15 protein-coding genes and 1 riboswitch are annotated in these 18666 nt (G+C 73.6%); of the genes, 5 read left to right on the top strand and 10 right to left on the bottom strand.

The annotated features are described in order from the left end of the window. Positions 1-234: 234 nt before the first annotated feature. Positions 235-1233, top strand: coding sequence for an SCO1860 family LAETG-anchored protein (locus ABT034_RS08825; RefSeq protein WP_351212806.1), 999 nt, complete (start codon positions 235-237; stop codon positions 1231-1233). A 116-nt stretch (positions 1234-1349) separates the two neighbouring features. On the opposite strand, the gene cobC is transcribed toward ABT034_RS08825, so the two are convergent. Beyond that, positions 1350-2936 (bottom strand): Rv2231c family histidinol phosphate aminotransferase CobC, encoded by a 1587-nt coding sequence (gene cobC, locus ABT034_RS08820; RefSeq protein ID WP_502972847.1) that lies wholly within the window; start codon positions 2934-2936, stop codon positions 1350-1352. A gap of 66 nt (positions 2937-3002) precedes the next feature. On the opposite strand from cobC, the gene ABT034_RS08815 reads away from it, so the two are divergent. After that, on the top strand, positions 3003-3731 hold the full coding sequence (locus ABT034_RS08815; protein WP_351212802.1) for a ZIP family metal transporter: 729 nt from the start codon (positions 3003-3005) through the stop codon (positions 3729-3731). A gap of 2 nt (positions 3732-3733) precedes the next feature. Here ABT034_RS08815 and ABT034_RS08810 read toward each other — a convergent pair whose 3' ends face one another. The 7 genes from ABT034_RS08810 to ABT034_RS08780 form a co-directional block, all read right to left on the bottom strand. Then, positions 3734-5158 carry a cobyrinic acid a,c-diamide synthase CobB gene (locus tag ABT034_RS08810; protein WP_351212800.1) on the bottom strand — a complete coding sequence of 475 codons (1425 nt, stop codon included), beginning with the start codon at positions 5156-5158 and terminating at the stop codon, positions 3734-3736. Next, positions 5152-5760: a cob(I)yrinic acid a,c-diamide adenosyltransferase gene (cobO, locus tag ABT034_RS08805; protein ID WP_351212798.1), complete on the bottom strand. Its 609-nt coding sequence runs from the start codon at positions 5758-5760 to the stop codon at positions 5152-5154. The genes ABT034_RS08810 and cobO overlap by 7 nt, the downstream gene beginning before the upstream one ends. Further along, entirely contained in the window at positions 5760-7805 is a 2046-nt protein-coding gene (locus tag ABT034_RS08800) for a putative cobaltochelatase (protein WP_351212796.1), read from the bottom strand. Before ABT034_RS08800 ends, cobO begins: the two co-directional genes overlap by 1 nt. A gap of 220 nt (positions 7806-8025) precedes the next feature. After that, positions 8026-9534, bottom strand: coding sequence for a cobyric acid synthase (locus ABT034_RS08795; RefSeq protein ID WP_351212794.1), 1509 nt, complete (start codon positions 9532-9534; stop codon positions 8026-8028). Beyond that, positions 9531-10514: a cobalamin biosynthesis protein gene (locus tag ABT034_RS08790; protein WP_351212792.1), complete on the bottom strand. Its 984-nt coding sequence runs from the start codon at positions 10512-10514 to the stop codon at positions 9531-9533. The genes ABT034_RS08795 and ABT034_RS08790 overlap by 4 nt, the downstream gene beginning before the upstream one ends. 31 nt (positions 10515-10545) lie before the next feature. Next, positions 10546-10688: riboswitch (cobalamin riboswitch) on the bottom strand. Positions 10689-10801: 113 nt separating this feature from the next. Continuing rightward, a complete protein-coding gene (locus ABT034_RS08785) occupies positions 10802-11023 on the bottom strand; it encodes a hypothetical protein (protein WP_351212790.1) in 222 nt (73 codons plus the stop codon). 12 nt (positions 11024-11035) lie between these two features. After that, positions 11036-12304, bottom strand: coding sequence for an inorganic phosphate transporter (locus tag ABT034_RS08780; RefSeq protein ID WP_351212788.1), 1269 nt, complete (start codon positions 12302-12304; stop codon positions 11036-11038). Positions 12305-12709: 405 nt separating this feature from the next. Between ABT034_RS08780 and ABT034_RS08775 the strand changes: the two genes are divergently transcribed. Both ABT034_RS08775 and ABT034_RS08770 read left to right on the top strand, forming a co-directional pair. Continuing rightward, positions 12710-13837: an alpha/beta hydrolase gene (locus ABT034_RS08775; RefSeq protein WP_351212786.1), complete on the top strand. Its 1128-nt coding sequence runs from the start codon at positions 12710-12712 to the stop codon at positions 13835-13837. Between the two features lie 112 nt (positions 13838-13949). Beyond that, entirely contained in the window at positions 13950-15371 is a 1422-nt protein-coding gene (locus ABT034_RS08770) for a hypothetical protein (RefSeq protein ID WP_502972846.1), read from the top strand. A 7-nt stretch (positions 15372-15378) separates the two neighbouring features. Here ABT034_RS08770 and ABT034_RS08765 read toward each other — a convergent pair whose 3' ends face one another. Together ABT034_RS08765 and ypfJ are read right to left on the bottom strand one after the other, a co-directional pair. Next, complete coding sequence (locus tag ABT034_RS08765) at positions 15379-15780, bottom strand: VOC family protein (protein WP_351212782.1); 402 nt, start codon at positions 15778-15780, stop codon at positions 15379-15381. A gap of 68 nt (positions 15781-15848) precedes the next feature. Continuing rightward, the gene (gene ypfJ / locus ABT034_RS08760) at positions 15849-16739 is read right to left on the bottom strand and encodes a KPN_02809 family neutral zinc metallopeptidase (RefSeq protein WP_351212781.1); all 891 of its coding nucleotides are present in this window, start codon (positions 16737-16739) and stop codon (positions 15849-15851) included. Positions 16740-17004: 265 nt separating this feature from the next. Between ypfJ and ABT034_RS08755 the strand changes: the two genes are divergently transcribed. Next, positions 17005-18603: an ABC-F family ATP-binding cassette domain-containing protein gene (locus ABT034_RS08755; protein WP_351212779.1), complete on the top strand. Its 1599-nt coding sequence runs from the start codon at positions 17005-17007 to the stop codon at positions 18601-18603. Positions 18604-18666: the final 63 nt, after the last annotated feature.

Below are 18666 nucleotides of genomic sequence, written 5' to 3'. Positions count from 1 at the left end.
CCCCGCTCCCGCCCGCTCGTGCGAGAGACGCGGGGCGCCGGTGAACGGTTGTGCCGAAAAAAATCGAATATGAACACGGAAACCCCCCTTTGGAGTGAACTCACGTCAGGCGACTGCCGGTTCACTCTCCGTGCGTAAAGATTCCGGTGTCTCAAGTCGCCGAGGCCGCGCCGACCCACCGTCCCCGTGGTGAGCGGCAGGCGACGCCATGTCTCTTGTGGGGGTTCCACCACCTTGAACAGCAACACCTTCCGCCTGCCCGTACGCCGTACTGCCGCCGCCGCGACCGTCGCCGCCCTGACCGTCGGCCCCGTGCTCCTCGTGGCCCCGGCGGCGCACGCCACGGGCGACGAAGGACGCGCCACCGCCGTCGTCCTGCGGACCGCCCTGGACGTCTCCCTCGTCGGCAAGACGGTCGACGTGCCCGTGCGCGCCTCCCTCAACGAGGTCAAGGCGCCGGAGACCGAGAGCGAGACCGCGCTCTCCGTGAAGGTGCAGGGAGCCGAGGGCGGCAAGCCGATCGACATCCTCGCCGCCGACGTGGCCACCTCGAAGGCCACCGTGGACGAGGAGAAGGCCGAGGGGTACGTCAACCTCGTCAAGGCGCGGGTGCACGTCCCCGGCCTCCCGCTGCTCTCTCTCATCGAGGTCGAGAAGGTCACGTCCAAGGCGCTGTGCGAGGTCGGCGAGCGGCCCGTCGCCGAGTCCGACGTCCTGGGCCATGTGACGGTCTTCGGCAAGAAGACCAGCCTGTCCACCGGCGGCCGGACCCAGGTCGCCGTGCCCGGCATCGGCCAGGTCACCCTGGATCTCTCCCGTACCTCCACGACCTCCCGTACCGCCGCGGCGACGGCGCTCGAACTCAAGGTGGAGGTCGACCCGCTGAAGCTCGGCGTGGCCGAGGTCAACGGCACCGTGACGCTCGCAGAGGCGACCTGCGAGACGCCCAAGGGCACGGCCCCGACCGAGAAGCCCACGCAGAAGCCCACCGAGAAGCCGACCGAGCGGCCCACGGCGAAGCCGACCGAGAAGCCCACGCAGCAGCCCTCGGTCAAGCCGAGCGACGCCGGGGGCATCAAGACCGACAACGGCGGCACCACGCCCACCGAGAACCTCGCCGAGACCGGCGGCAGCTCCACCACCCCGTACATCGCGGCCGGAGCGCTCGCCCTCGTCGTGGCCGGCGGCGGCGCCCTCGCACTGACCCGCTCGCGCGCCCGCTCCCGAGGCTGACGGCCCGAGGGGGACGGAGCCGAGGGGCGGGGGTGGCTCCGGCGGGGGCGGGAGACACCTCCGGGGCGGGCGACGGTGACGACCTCGCCCTCCCCGGACCTGCCCGGCACCCGCCGTCAACCGCCCATCAGCAGAGCCTGGTCGAGGGCCTGCAGGAAGCGGTTCGTCGTCGCCCGGTCCCGCACCGCGAGCCGCAGCCAGTTCCGGTCGAGCCCCGGGAACGTGTCGCCCCGGCGAGCCGCGAAGCCCAGCGACCGCAGCCGCTCCCGCACCACGTCCGCCCCGTCGATCCGGAGCAGCACGAAGGGGCCCTCCGACCCCTCCACCGTCCGCACCTCGTCGAACTCCGCGAGCCCGGCCAGCAGATGCGCCCGCTCCACCCCGATCCGGTGCGCCGCGTGCTCGGCCTCCGCGAGCGCCACCCGCGACATGCACGCCTCCGCCGCCACCAGGGCCGGCGTCGACACCGGCCACAGCGGCTGGGCCCGCTCCAGGGCCGCGACGGTGTCCGGCTCGGCCAGTACGTACCCGATCCGCAGCCCGGCGAGCCCCCACGTCTTGGTGAGGCTGCGCAGCACCACGAGACCCGGTACGTCGGTGCGCCCGGCCAGTGACTCGCGCTCGCACGGCACCGCGTCCATGAACGCCTCGTCCACCACCAGGATCCGGCCAGGGCGGGCGAGCGCGGCGATCGAGGCGGCGGGGTGCAGCACGGACGTCGGGTTCGTGGGGTTCCCGACCACCACCAGATCCGCGTCTTCGGAGACCGCCGCCGGATCCAGCCGGAAACCGTCCTCCTCGCGCAGCAGCACCCTGCCCACGTCGTGACCGGCGTCCCGCAGCGCCGCCTCCGGCTCGGTGAACTGCGGATGCACCACCACGGGTCTCCGCACCGGCAGCGCCCGGGCGAGCAGCACGAAGGCCTCCGCCGCGCCGGCCGTGAGCAGCACCCGGTTCGACGGCAGGTCGTGCCGCTCGGCGACCGCCGCCCGCGCGGCCCGGCCGTCGGGATAGGCGGCGAGTCCGGTCAGGGAGTCGGCGATGCGCTCCCGCAGCCAGTCCGGTGGGGTGTTCGTCCGGACGTTGACCGCCAGATCGATGAGTTTGTCGTCCCGGACCTCGGCGTCACCGTGGTGGCGAAGGTCGTGGGCGTCGGTATGCGTATGCATGTCCATGGCCGCCGTCGTGTGGGGGGTGGGGATGGTGGGGGGTGAGCCAGGCTCGCCTGCGATGTACCCGTGCGCCAGGGGCAACAACCGTACGCCTGAGGCGTCTTCGTTCGGACGAAACGGGACGGAAGCGGCGAGGGCGCACGTTACGCGCCGGGATTTCCGCTTCGGCACGAGAAGGACGGCCCCGCCGAGGGCCCTGCGTACGCCCCCGCCGACGGCACCCCCACGCGCGCGCGTGCCCCCGTCGCTCTCCGCGTCGCTCGCCGCCGCCGACGCCGCAAGCAGCGCCGCCGCCTCCGCCACCGACGCCGTGCCCGTCGCCGCCAGCGGCAGCGCCGACGGATGCGGTACGGACACGGCCGCCAGCTCCCCGGCCGCGAACGCCCGTACGGGCACGCCGAGAAGCGCTGCCGCCCCCGCGAGTCCCGGTTCCGCCGCCCGCGCGTCGAGCGTGGCGAGCGACCGGACGTCCGCGCGCGTCAGCCCCGCCTCCCGCAGGACCGCGTCGACCAGGGCGAGTACCTCGTCCACCAGGGCACCCGGCCGGGCCCCGACACCGAGGTGCGCGGACGGCCCCGGATCCGGTACCAAAGCCCCATGGCTGTGGTCGTCGCGCTCGGCGCGTTCCTCATGACGCTCTTCGGCGGCTGGGTCGCGGGGCGCGTCACCGACCGGCGCCACCTCGTCCTCGGTCTCGCCGGCGGACTCATGCTCGGCGTCGTCGGACTCGACCTGCTGCCGGAGGCACTGGAGGCCGCGGGCGCCCCGGTCTTCGGCGTCCCGGAGGCCCTGCTGCTCTTCGTCGGCGGCTTCCTCTTCGCCCACGTCGTGGAACGCCTCCTCGCCGTCCGCCGTGCGGCACACGGGGTCGGAGCCGACGAGAGGGTCCCGCAGGTCGGCCTCACCGCGGCCGCGGCGATGGTCGGCCACAGCCTCATGGACGGCATCGCCCTCGGCGCCGCCTTCCAGGTCGGCGGCGGCATGGGCGCCACCGTCGCCGTCGCCGTCATCACCCACGACTTCGCCGACGGCTTCAACACGTACACGATCACGAGCCTTTACGGGAACGCGCGCCGCAGGGCCGTCGGGATGCTCGTCGCGGACGCCCTCGCCCCGATCGTCGGCGCCGCCTCCACCCTGCTGTTCACCCTTCCGGAGGAACTTCTCGGCAGCTATCTCGGTTTCTTCGGCGGCGCCCTGCTGTATCTGGCGGCCGCCGAGATCCTGCCGGAGGCCCACCACGAACACCCCGCCCGTTCCACCGTGCTGTGCACGGTGGCGGGCGTGGCCTTCATCTGGCTCGTGGTGGGCGTCTCCGGCGGCTGACCTCACGCGACCGGACCGCCCGCGGACCGCTCGACGCACTGCTCGACGAACCGCGCGGCCACCTCGGGGGTGCCCGCCCAGTGCGTGTGCACGTAACTGGCGTGCACACCCCCCTGGACGAAGCCCTCCACGCGCCGCTCCGGCTGCCGCAGCCCCCAGGCGGCCTGCGCCCCGGCGCCCGGCTCGATCACCGTGCGGTGGAACTCGTGCCCCCGCATCCGCGCCCCGGCGGGGGCGAGCACGCTGTCGCTGACGGCGACGGCGTCCCGGTACCCGAGCGTGAGGCGCGAGGACATCCGCGCGTCCGCGTCGAGCACCCCGCACATGGGCGTGCCGTCGAGCGACCGCGCCAGGTACAGCAGCCCGGCGCACTCGGCGGCGATCGGCGCCCCGGAGGCGGCGAGCTCGGCGACGGCCTTCCGCAGCGGCTCGTTGGCGGACAGCTCGGCCCCGTACATCTCAGGGAACCCACCCCCGATGACAAGCCCACTCGTCCCCTCGGGAAGCGCCTCGTCCCGCAACGGATCAAAGACGACGACCTCAGCACCCGCAGCGGTCAGCAACTCGGCATGCTCGGCATACGAGAACGTGAAAGCGGCCCCACCGGCAACGGCGACCACCGGTGTGGGCATACGTTCCGCCGGGGCGATGGGGGATTGGGGGAGGGTGGGCACACCGGGACCACCGGCGTGCAGCCGCTCCCCGACCTCAGCCACCCACGGCTCGACGTGCAGCTCGGGCGCGCTACGCGCAAGCGCAAGCAGCGCCTCAAGGTCACAACCGGCCCGAACCTGCTCCGCCTGCGCCGCCACCGCCGCCACCGCCGCCGCCTGCCGCTCGGCAACAGGGACCAAGCCCAGGTGCCGCGACGGCGTCGCCACGGCCGGCGCCCGCCGCAACACCCCCAGCACCGGCACCCCCGACTCCCCGAGCGCCTCCCGCAACAGATGCTCGTGCCGATCCGTCGCGACCTTGTTGAGGATCACGCCCCCGATCCGCACCTCCGGATCCCACGACGCGAACCCGTGCACGAGCGCCGCGACCGACCGCGACTGCGACGACGCGTCGACGACGAGCACCACCGGCGCCTTGAGGAGCTTCGACACCTGCGCGGTGGAGGCCAGCTCGCCCTGGTCGGCGGCCCCGTCGTACAGGCCCATCACCCCCTCGACCACGGCCAGGTCGCAGCCGCGCGCCCCGTGCTCGAAGAGCGGCGCGACCAACCCCGTACCGCACATGTACGCGTCGAGGTTGCGGCCCGGCCGGCCGGTCGCCAGGGCGTGGTAGCCGGGGTCGATGTAGTCCGGGCCGACCTTGTGCGGGGAGACGGCGAGCCCACGGCCGGCGAACGCGGCCATCAGGCCGGTCGCGACCGTGGTCTTGCCCGCGCCCGACGAGGGCGCGGCGATGACGAGACGTGCTACCACTCGATGCCCCGCTGGCCCTTCTGACCGGCGTCCATCGGGTGCTTGACCTTGGACATGTCGGTGACGAGGTCCGCGAAGTCGACGAGCTCCTGCGGCGCGTTGCGGCCGGTGATGACGACGTGCTGGTGCCCGGGACGGTCGCGGAGCACCTCCACGACCTCCTTGACGTCGATCCAGCCCCAGTGCAGCAGGTACGCGAACTCATCGAGGACGTAGAACGTGTAGCGCTCCTCGGCGAGGTCCCGCTTGACCTGCTCCCAGCCCTCGCGGGCCTTCTCCTCGTGCGACTGCTCGCCCTCGGCGACCTCGCGCTGGATCCAGGACCAGCCCTCACCCATCTTGTTCCAGGTGACGGTGCCGCCCTTGCCGGTCTCGCCGAGCGCCTTGAGGGCGTTCTCCTCGCCGACCTTCCACTTCGCGGACTTCACGAACTGGAACACCCCGATCGGCCAACCCTGGTTCCAGGCGCGCAGCGCCATGCCGAACGCGGCGGTGGACTTCCCCTTGCCGACGCCCGTGTGCACCATCACCAGTGCGCGGTTGCGGCGCTGGCGGGTGGTGAGACCGTCGTCGGGTACGACGGTCGGCTGTCCCTGCGGCATTAAGCGGCCCTCCTGGCAGTGGTCTTGTGGTGTCCCTGGACGTCTCTGACGAGGCCGGCGATCGAGTCGGCGCGCAGCTCGTCCAAGGTGACGGCGGTGCCGCCGAGTTCGCGTGCGAGTTCCCCGGCGAGCCCGAGCCGTACCGGTCCGGTCTCGCAGTCCACGACGACGGCCGCGGTGCCCTCGGAGGCGTGCAGCCGCGCCGCGCGGGCCGCGAGCGCGACCGGGTCGGCGCCGCCGCCGGTGGCCCGACCGTCGGTCACGACGACGAGCAGCGGGCGGCGCGAGGGGTCCCTGAGCCGCTCGACCCGCAGGACGTCATGGGCCTTGAGGAGCCCGGCCGAGAGCGGGGTACGGCCGCCGGTCGGGAGCTTCTCCAGGCGGGCGGCGGCCGCGTCGACGGACGAGGTCGGCGGCAGCGCGACCTCGGCGCCACGGCCCCGGAAAGTGATCAGACCGACCTTGTCGCGCCGCTGATAGGCGTCGAGCAGCAGGGACAGGACGGCGCCCTTGACGGCGCTCATCCGCTGCCGGGCCGCCATCGAACCGGAGGCGTCCACGGCGAACAGCACCAGGTTCCCCTCCCGCCCCTCCCGGGTCGCCTGCCGCAGGTCGTCCCGCCGGACCACGAGCCCGGGACCGGTCCGGCCGCGCGCCTTCTGGTGCGGGGCGGCGGCCTGCACGGTCGCGGCCAGGTGCAGCTTGGTCAGCGCGCCCCGGGGGCGTACGGATCCGGTGGTACGGCCGTGTTCGGTACGGGCCCGGGAGCGGCGCCCGGCCGCGCCCTCGCCGAGACCGGGCACGCTGAGCACCTTCGTACGGAAGGGCTCGGCGGCCTTGACGGCGGCACGCTCGCCGGCGCCGGAGCCCTGCGGGGCGGGCGCGTTCTCCGGCGTGGGGGCGTTCTCCGGCGCCTCGGCGGACTCGGGCGCGGGCCCGTCAGGCCCGTCACCCTGCGGCGGAACCCCGCCACCGCCACCGTCAGGCCCCCCATCCCCAGGCCCGTCCGGCTCGGGCTCGGGCTCGTCGCCATCGCCCTTGAACTGCTCCAGGGTCTCGTCGAGCTTGTCCTCGTCGAGGCCCGGCGCGTCGAAGGGCGAGCGTCGCCGGCGGTGGGGGAGGGCGAGCAGCGCGGCCTGCCGTACGTCGTCGGAGGTGACGTCTGTGCGTCCCGCCCACGCGGCGAGCGCGGTCGCGGTACGGGCCATGACGATGTCGGCGCGCATGCCGTCCACCTCGAACGCGGCGCAGGTCGCGGCGATCTGGAGCAGGACCGCGTCCCCGAGCGCCACCTGCGGCAGCAGGGCGCGGGCGGCGGCGATCCGGCCGCGCAGTTCGGCCTCCTCGCCCGCCCAGCGCGCGGCGAACGCGGCCGGGTCGTCCTCGAAGGCGAGCCGTCGGCGGACGACCTCGACGCGCTGCTCGGGCTCGCGCGAGGCGGCGACCTCCACGGTGAGGCCGAACCGGTCGAGCAACTGGGGCCGCAGTTCGCCCTCTTCGGGGTTCATGGTCCCGACGAGCAGGAAGCGGGCGGCATGCCGTACGGAGACGCCCTCACGCTCGACGTACGAGGAGCCCATGGCGGCGGCGTCGAGCAGGAGGTCGATGAGGTGGTCGTGGAGCAGGTTGACCTCGTCGACGTACAGGATGCCGCGGTGCGCGTCGGCGAGGAGCCCGGGCTCGAAGGCCTTCACGCCCTCGGCGAGCGCCCGCTCGATGTCGAGCGCGCCGACGAGCCGGTCCTCGGAGGCCCCGACGGGCAGCTCGACCATCCGCGCGGCCCGCTCGGCCCCGGGGCCGTCGTCGTGCGGTCCGTCGGGGCAGCGGGGGTCGGGCGAGCCGGGATCACAACTGAACCGGCAGCCCGGCACGACGGGCACGGCCGGCAGCAGATCGGCGAGCGCCCGGACGGCGGTGGACTTGGCGGTCCCCTTCTCCCCCCGCACGAGCACACCGCCCACGGCGGGGCTCACCGCGTTCAGCAGCAGGGCAAGCCGCAGATCGTCCATGCCGACAACGGCGGTGAACGGATACCGGGTGCTCATCGGTGGGTCACTCCTTCGGATTGCTGATGTGCGGACGACGGCCCGCGGCCGCCGACGGCGAGAGACCGACCACAGGGGCCACCCGCACTGTTCTCGTCCTGCCGCACGGGTGGTCCGGGTGGGAACCCCAGCCCGGCCGCAGGCCGGGCGCACCCCCACCGGCCCACGCCCGCGCCCACGCCCGCGCCCCGACCTCGGCCCGCACCGAGCACGCCCCCGCTCACGGCGCCCCCGGCGGCACGAACGGCAGCCCCGCCGGGGCCCCCTCCTCGATCAGCCGCAGCAGCGCGTCCGTGTCCGCGTGCTCCTCGATCAGGTCCCCGAGCCGGTCCAACTGCTCCTCCCGCAGCGCCCCGAACGACGTGTCCGGCGCGGGCACGAACCGCCGCCCGGACGCCGTCGCGACCTCCCGCAGGAACGCCCGCCGGAACCCGTCGCTCTCCAGCGAGCCGTGCCAGTGCGTGCCCCAGACCGCGCCGACCCGGCACCCGTCGAGGAACGGCTCCCCACCCTCCACAGAGGCGACCCCGTGGTGGATCTCGTACCCCTCCACCCGCTCCCCGAGCGCCTCACCGACCGGCCGCTCCAGGGTCTTCTCGCGCGCGAACCGGACCCGTACGGGCAGCAGCCCGAGCCCGTCGACGGCGCCCGCCCGCGACTCGACCTCGTCCTCGATGTGCTCGCCGAGGACCTGGAAGCCGCCGCAGATGCCGAGCACCGGCCGTCCCTCGGCCGCGCGCCGGGCCAGCTCGTCCGCCAGACCCCGCTCCCGCAGCCAGGCGAGCGCCGCCACCGTCCCGCGTGTGCCGGGCACGACGACGAGGTCCGCGTCGACGAGCTCCTCGGGCCGGTCGACGAACCGAACCACCACACCCGGCTCGGCCGCCAGCGCGTCGACGTCCGTGAAATTGGACATCAGCGGTACGGCGCAGACGGCGACCCGCAGGACGTCCGCGCCGACCGGCGGCGCCACGACCGACTCCCGGACCGTGCCGCGCAGCGAGACCCGCAGCCCGTCCTCCTCGTCGATGCCGAGCCCGTGCGCGTACGGCAGGACGCCGAAGGTCCGGCGCCCGGTGAGGCCGTACAGCATGTCGAGCCCGGGTTCGAGCAGGGTCACATCGCCCCGGAACTTGTTCACCAGATAGCCCGCGACCAGCGACTGGTCCTCGGGCGAGAGCAGCGCCGTCGTGCCGAAGAACTGTGCGAAGACCCCGCCCCGGTCGATGTCGCCGACCACGACCACGGGCAGCTTCGCGGCCCGTGCGATGCCCATGTTCACGATGTCGGTGCGCCGCAGGTTGATCTCGGCCGGGCTGCCCGCGCCCTCGCAGATCACCGCGTCGTACGTGCTCCGCAGCTCCTCCAGGCACGCGAGGACCGGCTCGAACAGCTCCTTCTGCCGCCCCCCGTGGTAGCCACGCGCGCTCAGCTCGCCCACCGGTTTGCCCATCAGGACGACCTGGCTGGAACGGTCGCTGCCCGGCTTGAGCAGCACCGGGTTCATCAGCGCGGTCGGCTCGACGCGCGCGGCCTGCGCCTGCATGGCCTGGGCACGGCCGATCTCCGCGCCCTCCCTCGTCACGAAGGAGTTGAGGGACATGTTCTGTCCCTTGAACGGCGCCACCTTCAGGCCCTTGCGGACCAGCCAGCGGCAGATGCCGGCCGTCACGACGCTCTTGCCGGCGTCGGACGTGGTCCCGGCGACGAGCAGCCCCCCACCCCTCATGCGTTCCTCCGCTTCCACGCGCTCACGATCAGCCGGCCGCCCACGCAGGCGGCCAGGGTCAGTCCGGTGACCCGGCGGGACAGCTGGACCGCCCGGTCGATGTCGGCGACCTCGACGGGCCGCCCCTCCCCGTTGAGCACCGGCCGGTGTTCGACCCGGCCGCCGTACGAGAGCGTCCCCCCGAGCCGTACGCCGAGCGCGCCCGCGAAGGACGCCTCCACCGGGCCGGCGTTGGGGCTCGGGTGCTTCGGGGCGTCCGCCCGCCAGGCCCGTACGGCCCCGCGCGGATCGCCGCCCGCCACCGTCGCGAGCGCGGCCGTCAGCCGGGCACCGGGCCAGCCGGCCACGTCGTCGAGCCGGGCCGAGGCCCAGCCGAAGCGGCGGTGGCGGGGCGACTTGTGGCCGACCATCGCGTCCAGGGTGTTGACGGCCCGGAAGCCGAGCAGGCCGGGCACGCCCGCGACCGCGCCCCAGAAGAGGGCGCCGACGACGGCGTCGGAGGTGTTCTCGGCGACCGATTCGACGACCGCGCGGGCCATCGCGGGCCCGTCAAGGGACTGCGGGTCGCGCCCGCACAGGTGCGGAAGGCGTTCCCGGGCCACTTCGAGGTCCCCGGCGGCGAGCGCGCCGCCGATCGCGCGGGCCTCCCGGCCCAGGGTCGTACCGCCGACGACGGCCCAGACGGAGACCGCGGTCAGCGCCGCGGAGGCGGCCGGCCGGTTCCGTACGGTCCGTGCGGCGAGCGCGCCGAGGGCGGCGGTGGAGCCGGCGCAGACGGCGGTGTGCAGGGCGCCCCAACCGCGGTGGTCGCGGTGGAGCCGCTGTTCGACCGCGGCGGCCGCCCGGCCGAAGGCGGCGACGGGATGTCCACGGCGGGGGTCTCCGACGAGCAGGTCGGCGGCGAGACCGGCGGCCGCGCCCCACGCGAAGACGCCGGGGGATCGGAAGGGACGGAAGGGTCTGCGGCCGCGGCCGGGCATGGCGCATGTCCTCACTCAGGGTCCGCGCCCTGGATCGACGTGACCGGCGGCGAGAGTTCCTGACTCCCGGACCCTTCGGATCCGGTCACAGTGGCGGGACCGCGCCGGATTCGCACCGGACTTCCTCTACTGCCGCCGTAATGGCCTCGGCAGTCCACCACGCCCGGGAACAGCCGTCAACTCACCCTTGACCTGCACCGCGTCACTGTGCGAAGCACCACAAACACGACGGCCGGGCGGCCCGTACCCGAAGGTACGGACCGCCCGGCCGAGGGGCCGCGGGACCGTCAGACGACGATCAGGTAGATGCCGTACGCCACGGCCGCGAGGCACAGGGCGAAGCAGGCGTAGGCGCCGGTGCGGGCCAGGGCGGCGGAGCCTCCCTGGGCGGCGGCCTGCTCCTGCTTGGAGAGGCCGATGATGCCGAGGGTGAAGAGGCCCACCAGGGCTACGGTCGCCGCGAGGCTGACTCCGAAGACGGAGCCGAGGGCTGCCCAGTCGATCTTCATGTCGTTCGTTCCTTACACCGCTGCGGCGGGGGCCTGGGGAGCGGCCGGGTCGGTGGGAACCGGCGCGGGGATGGTGGTCTTGAGGTCCTCGTCCGCGACGGCGGCGAAGGAGCCGGCCGTGGGCGGCGGGGTGACGGCCGCCATGGCGGTGGTCACCACACCCGCGGGCTCGGCGTCGAGGTCGTCGGCGGTGACGTTGTGGTGGTCGACCGGCTTGCGGCGGGACAGCGACCAGATGACGGCCGAACCGCCGACCAGGAGGACCGCGACGGCGGCGATGCCCCAGGGGCCCTGCTTGGTGAGGAACTCGGCACCGGCGCCGACCAGGCCCGCGGCGGGCAGGGTCAGACCCCAGGCGACGAACATCCGGGTCGCGGTGGACCAGCGGACGACACCGCCCTTGCGGCCGAGGCCCGCGCCCATCACGGCACCCGAGCAGGACTGGGTGGTGGAGAGGGAGAAGCCGAGGTGCGAGGAGGCCAGGATGACCGTCGCGGCGCTGGTCTGGGCGGCGAAGCCCTGCTGCGGCTGGAGGTCGGTGAGGCCCTTGCCCATGGTGCGGATGATGCGCCAGCCGCCGAGGTAGGTGCCGAGGGCGATCGCGACACCGGCGGCGACGATGACCCAGAGGGGCGGGTTCGAGCCGGGCGCGACGACGCCCTGGGTGACGAGCGCCAGGGTGATGATGCCCATCGTCTTCTGGGCGTCGTTGGTGCCGTGGGCGAGGGAGACGAGACCGGCGGAGGCGATCTGGCCGACCCGGTAGCCCTTGGCGGTGTGCTTCTCGTCGGTCTTCGCACCGATCTTGTACGTCAGCCTGGTGGCCAGCATCGCGGCGAGACCGGCGACGAGCGGCGCGGCGATCGCGGGGATGAGGACCTTGGTGACGATGGTCGGGCCGTTGACCGCGGACCAGCCGGCCGACATGACCGCGGCGCCGATGAGGCCGCCGAAGAGGGCGTGGGACGAGCTGGACGGCAGGCCCAGGAGCCAGGTCAGCAGGTTCCACAGGATGGCGCCCACGAGCGCCGCGAAGATCACTTCTGTGCGAATGCCCTCTTCGTTGATGATCCCGCCGGAGATCGTCTTGGCGACCTCCACGGACAGGAACGCGCCGACGAGGTTCAGCACGGCGGACATGGCCACCGCCGTCTTCGGTTTGAGAGCACCGGTCGAGATGGTCGTGGCCATCGCGTTGGCGGTGTCGTGGAAACCGTTCGTGAAATCGAACACGAGAGCTGTCACGACCACAATGGCGAGCAGCAGCGTGATGTGTTCCATTTACCCAGGCAATCGTTTGACGTCAGTGGCTAGCCGAACGTAGGCAACCTGAGTGAACGGAAGGTGAACTGGGTCCGGCGTTGTGGTGACCCGATCCGGTGTCAAGGGATTCCGCTTACGGTCCCGGCGGGCGAGCTGTCCACGATGCGGTCACCCCGCAACCCCGGGTAATCCCGGCCTTCACCGGGCACATGCGACCTGCCCCGGTTCCTCCCCGGCCGCCCCGTTCCGCTCCCTGGACCGCACCACCCGACCGGGCGACCCCGCGGACGAGACCCATGTCACTCGCCGGAGTGGCCCGAGGGGCCCTCGCGTCCTTCCCGGAATGGCCGGAAGAAGTCCCTGCCCGGCCCCGGCCGGGTCCGCCCGGTGGCAGGCCGCCCCCACCCTGCCGACACTGGGAGCGTGCGCCCGGCTACAGCGACGGCAGCGGCCGTCACCACCCTGCTCGGTGTCGGCGCGGTCGCGGTCGCGGCCGGCCGGTACGCCAGCGACGCCGCCCTCAAGGCGCCGTCCGGACCATCCCTGCCCGGGGACCCACGCCTCACCGTGCACGCCACCGGCGCCGAGCGGATCACCCTCACCCGCAGCCTCGCCTCGCTGCGCCCCGGCACGTACGGACTCGAGGGCCCCGACCTGCACGCCGTCGTCGGCCCCGTCCTCGAACGGGTCCCCCACACCGCCGACACCGTCGTCCGGCGTCTGGAACGGGTCGAACTCGGCGCGCTCGGCCCCGGCGCCCGCGTCCGGTTCACCCCCCAGCTGCACCGCGGCACACCGCTCGGCGCCCTCGGGCTCGCCCACGAGGACGTCGAGATCCCCGGCGAGCTCGGCCCCCTGCCCGCGTGGCTGGTGCCAGGACCCCGCCCCACCTGGGTGATCGCCCTGCACGGCCTCGGCACCACCCGCGAGCATCCGCTGAACGTCGTCCCCTTCTACGCGCGCCGCAGGATCCCCGTCCTCGTCCCCGCCTACCGCGGCGACGAAGGGGCGCCCGCCACCCCGGACGGCCTGGCCCGGTTCGGCGACTCCGAATGGCGCGACGTCGACGCCGCCATCCGCTACGCGATCCGCCGGGGCGCGGCCACCGTCGTCCTGCACGGCTGGGGGACCGGGGCCTCGATGGCCCTGCGCGCCGCCGCCGAGTCGGGGGTGCGCGACCGGATCGCCGGCCTCGTCCTCGACTCCCCGGTCCTGGACTGGGAGGCCACCCTCCGCAACCTCGCCGCGGCCCGGCACGTCCCGGCCCCGCTGCTCCCGCTCGCCGTCCGCGCCGCCCAGGGCAGGACCGGACCGCACGGCGACCTGCTCAGGGCCGCCTCCGCGCCCGGCGCCCTGCGCGTCCCGGTCCTCCTCCAGCACGGCCCCGACGACACCATCGCCCCCTGGGAGCCGTCCCTCGAACTCGCCGCCCGCCGCCCCGACCTGGTCTCCCTCCAGACGGTGCGGCAGGCCCCGCACGCGGCCATGTGGAACGCGAACCCCGTCCGCTACGAGGAGTCCCTGCGCCGCTTCCTCACCCCGCTCCTCTAGAACCTCCGCATCACCTCCTCCCGGGCCCGCCTCCGCGCCCGCCCAGGGCCCGTTCCGGCGGCCCGGCCGATTCCGATTGGGCTTTCGGGCCGTCAGCGGGAAGACTGCTCCCGTGACGTCTCGAAAGCCCGATGAACCATTGGCGCGCAACTCCAGACTCCGACTCGTCCGCCCACGGGCGCTCGCCACCGCCCGACGGGCCGTGACGACCCGGCGCACCCGGCCGGCGCCGCGGCCGCCCGAGGGCACTCCGCCCCGCGCGGAACTCGCCCGCCAGGCCCGGCACGTCCTCGCCGACGCCGTACGGATCGCCCGCTGGGCCGCCGTCGAGCGCGGCGCCGAAGCGGCCGCCCGCACCGGCCACGGGCCCGTCACCGCCCAGGAACGGGCCGCGGCCGCACTGGACCTGACGCCCGGCCAGGTCCGCGCCGGCTGGGACCGCGCCCGCCTCGCCGGGCTCGTCGAGCTCCACGGCGGCACCGCACGCCCCGGCTGGCGGCTGCACGCCTGGGACCGCGACGACTCCGCCGTCCTGCGCGGCTGGGTCGCCCTCTTCGACGCCTGGTCCCTGGTCCACCCGGCGCCCGAGGACGTCCGGCCGAGCGCCGTCGCCGAGGTCGTCGAAGCCGTCCCGCAGGTGCTCTCGCTGCTCCAGCTCTCCCAGGGCCCGGTCCTCGTCCCCGCCCTCCTCGACCTGCTCGGCCAGCGCGTCGAGGAGCTGCGCGAGGAGCGCTGCGAGGTCCCGGCCGCCGACCCGGCGTCCGAGGCCGCGGGCGCCCCCGGCGCGGACCACGGCACGGACGGGCTCCCCGCCCTCCTCGACTGGGCGCTCGAAGGCCTGGCGGCCGTCGGCGCGCTCACCCTCGACCCCGGCGCGGAGGGGCGCCACGCCACCCTGACCCCGCTCGGCAACTGGGCGGTCTGGGTCAAGCTGGAGCAGATCTGCGTCGCCGCGCAGAGCCCCGCCGGCAACATCGAGCAGTCCGCGGGGGACATGCTCCGCGGCTGCGCCCGGCTCACCCCGGGACCGGCCCGCGCCGAGTACCGCGCCTGGCTCGCGGCCCGCACCCTCTCCAGCGCCGTGGGCGAACTCCTCGCCGTCGCCCGGGGCGAGGACGCCCTGCTGCGCGGCCTCGCCTTCGAGGCGCTCCGGGTCGTCGGTGCCCCCGCGGAGGCCGAGGTGCGGGCCACCGTCGCCGAGCCCTCCCTGCGGCCGTACGCGCTGCTCTGGCTGGCCGAGTACGAGGGCGCCGACCCCGACGACGCCCAGGAGGTCCTCACCCGCGAGGAGTCGACCTGGCTCTGGGTGGACACGGCCGCGGCCGTCGCCGACCACGGCGAGAGCGAACTCCTCGTCCGGCACCTCGACTCGGCGGTGCAGGGCACGGTCCCGGCGCTGCTCGACGAGATCCGGGCGGTCGGCCATCCCCGTACCGTCCAGGTCCTGGTCGCCCTCGCCGCCGCCCACCCGGACCCGGCCCTGGCCAAGGCGGTCCGGCGGGCCGCCTTCCAGGTCCACACCGGGGGAGCGTGACGGCGGGCTACTCCGCGGCGCCGGGGGTGTACGTCCCGAAGCTCCAGATGTTGCCCTCGGCGTCCCGGGCCATGTAGTCCCGGGAGCCGTACTCCTGGTCCTTGGGCGGCATCACGATCTCGACGCCGTGGGCGACCGCCCGCGCGTGGTGCTCGTCCACGTCGTCGACGTGCACGAAGACGCCCACCGGGCCCGCGCCGGTCATCAGCTTGTCGAACTCGCTGCCGGTGCCCTTGCTGCCCAGCATCACCATGCCGTTCCCGTACGACAGCTCGGCGTGCGCGATCCGCCCGTCCTCGCCCTCGTACACGGCGGTCGCGGCGAAGCCGAAGCCCTCGGTGAGCAGGGTGATCGCCGCCTTCGCGTCCTCGTACGTCAGCGTCGGACAGACGTGGGGGGCCTCAGCCATCCCGACCACTTCCCTTCGATGGAGCCGCATGTGATCCAGGTCTCAGTCTGGCAGCCTCCACCGACAACTCAGCGGAAGGTGTCGCACCGGGCCATGTCGCCGGTCCGGTAGCCCTCGTAGAACCACTGCTGCCGCTGCGCCGCCGAACCATGGGTCCAGTTCTCGGGTGTCACCCGGCCCTGGAACCTCTCCTGGATCCGGTCGTCGCCCACCGCGGCCGCCGCGTCCAGGCCGTCCCGGATGTCCGCGTCCGTGAGCGTGGTCAGCAGCGGCCGGCCGGTCCTGTCGTCGGGCGTGGTGGTGGCGTGCCGGGCCCACACGCCCGCGTAGCAGTCGGCCTGGAGCTCGACCCGCACGGCGTTGGAGTCCGCGCCGGTCCGCCCGTCCTGGGCGCGGCTCAGGGTCCCCATGAGGTTCTGGACGTGGTGGCCGTACTCGTGCGCCACCACGTACGCCTGCGCGAAGGGCCCGCCGCTCGACCCGAACTTCGTCCGCAGCTCCTCGAAGAAGCCCAGGTCCAGATAGACCTGCCGGTCGCCGGGGCAGTAGAAGGGCCCCACGGCCGAGGTCGCGGTGCCGCACGCGGTCCCGACCCGCTGGCTGAACATCACGGTGGCGGCGCTCCCGTAGGTGCCGCCCCGGCGCGCGTACTCGCTCCGCCAGAAGTCCTGGACGCTGTTGACGACGGCGACGATCCGGCAGTCCTCGCGCGTGTTCGCGTCCGAGCCCTTCCGGCAGGCCTGGTTCACCTGGGCCGCGGAGGAGGAGCTGGCGGCGGGCTCGTCGCCGCCCGAGGAGAGTCCGAGCTGATCGGGCCCCACGCCGAAGAGCACGCCGAGGACCAGCGCGATGAGGCCGACGATGCCGCCGCCGACGGTCGCCCTGCCGCCCGGGATGCGGCTGCTCCGGACGTCCCGTACCTCCGAGGTGTCCAGATCGGCATTGTCGTCGAACTGCACGGTCCACCGCCCTCCGCGTCACCGCCGCGGCAGAGGCCGCCGCCCTGCGCCGAGTATCGAACCATCTCTCCCTGCTCGCCCCTTTTGGGAAGCATCAGCAGGAATGTGAGAAAGCTCCGATCGTGCCCTCGTACCCCGTATGGCCGAAAAGCAGTTGCAGGGGCCCGTTAGACTGGCCGTATGGCCATTCTCCCCGTGCATTAGCGGCGTCGAAGCCCTCCACCAGCCGTCCTTCCGCCGTTTCCCACCGCCCTGGAGTCTGTCCGTGATCACCGCTTCCGGCATCGAGCTGCGCGCCGGCGCCCGTGTCCTCATCGAGTCCGCTTCCTTCCGCGTCGCCAAGGGCGACCGCATCGGCCTCGTCGGTCGCAACGGAGCGGGCAAGACCACCCTCACCAAGTGCCTCGCCGGCGAGGGCGTCCCCGCCGGCGGCACCATCGCCCGCTCCGGCGAGGTCGGCTACCTCCCGCAGGACCCGCGCACCGGCGACCTCGACGTCCTGGCCCGCGACCGCATCCTCTCCGCCCGCGGCCTCGACGTCCTCCTCAAGAAGATGCGGATGAACGAGGAGCGCATCGCCACCGGCTCCGGCGGCACCCGCGACAAGGCGATGAAGCAGTACGAGCGCCAGGAGACCGAGTTCCTGACCAAGGGCGGATACGCGGCCGAGGCCGAGGCCTCCACCATCGCCGCAGCGCTCGGCCTGCCCGACCGGGTCCTCGGCCAGCCGCTGCACACCCTCTCCGGCGGTCAGCGCCGCCGCGTCGAGCTCGCCCGGATCCTCTTCTCGGACGCCGACACGCTCCTCCTCGACGAGCCCACGAACCACCTCGACGCCGACTCCATCGTCTGGCTGCGCGACTACCTGAAGTCCTACCGCGGCGGCTTCATCGTGATCTCCCACGACGTCGACCTCGTCGAGACCGTGGTCAACAAGGTCTTCTACCTGGACGCCAACCGCTCCACGATCGACGTCTACAACATGGGCTGGAAGCTCTACCAGCAGCAGCGCGAGGCCGACGAGAAGCGCCGCAAGCGCGAGCGCCAGAACGCCGAGAAGAAGGCCGCCGCCCTCAACTCGCAGGCCGACAAGATGCGCGCCAAGGCCACCAAGACCGTCGCCGCGCAGAACATGGCCAAGCGCGCCGAGCGGCTGCTCTCCGGTCTTGAGGCGGTGCGCGCCTCCGACAAGGTCGCCAAGCTCCGCTTCCCCGAGCCGGCGCCCTGCGGAAAGACCCCCCTGACGGCCGAGGGACTCTCCAAGTCCTACGGTTCGCTCGAAATCTTCACCGATGTGGATCTCGCGATCGACAAGGGCTCGCGCGTCGTCATCCTCGGCCTCAACGGTGCGGGCAAGACCACGCTGCTCCGGCTGCTCGCCGGTGCCGAGAAGCCGGACACCGGCGAGGTCACCCCGGGCCACGGCCTCAAGCTCGGCTACTACGCCCAGGAGCACGAGACGCTCGACCCCGAGCGCAGCGTCCTGGAGAACATGCGCTCGGCCGCGCCCGACCTCGACCTCGTCCAGGTCCGCAAGACGCTCGGCTCCTTCCTCTTCTCCGGTGACGACGTCGACAAGCCGGCCGGGGTCCTCTCCGGCGGCGAGAAGACCCGTCTGGCCCTGGCCACCCTGGTCGTCTCCTCGGCGAACGTGCTGCTCCTCGACGAGCCGACCAACAACCTGGACCCGGCGAGCCGCGAGGAGATCCTCGGGGCCCTGCGCACCTACAAGGGCGCCGTCGTCCTCGTCACCCACGACGAGGGCGCGGTTGACGCGCTGGAGCCGGAGCGGATCATCCTGCTCCCCGACGGCGTCGAGGACCTGTGGGGCCCGGACTACGCGGACCTCGTCGCGCTCGCCTGACCCTGAGAACGCCCGGAGTGATCATGCAGGGCTGGATCATTCGGCTCATGCGTGATCCTTCAT

The organism is Streptomyces sp. NPDC002773, from assembly GCF_040295605.1.
In the GTDB taxonomy this organism is placed as follows: domain Bacteria; phylum Actinomycetota; class Actinomycetes; order Streptomycetales; family Streptomycetaceae; genus Streptomyces.
Note: the sequence above shows the minus strand (reverse complement) of the source record. Positions and strands in the feature narration are given on the sequence as shown.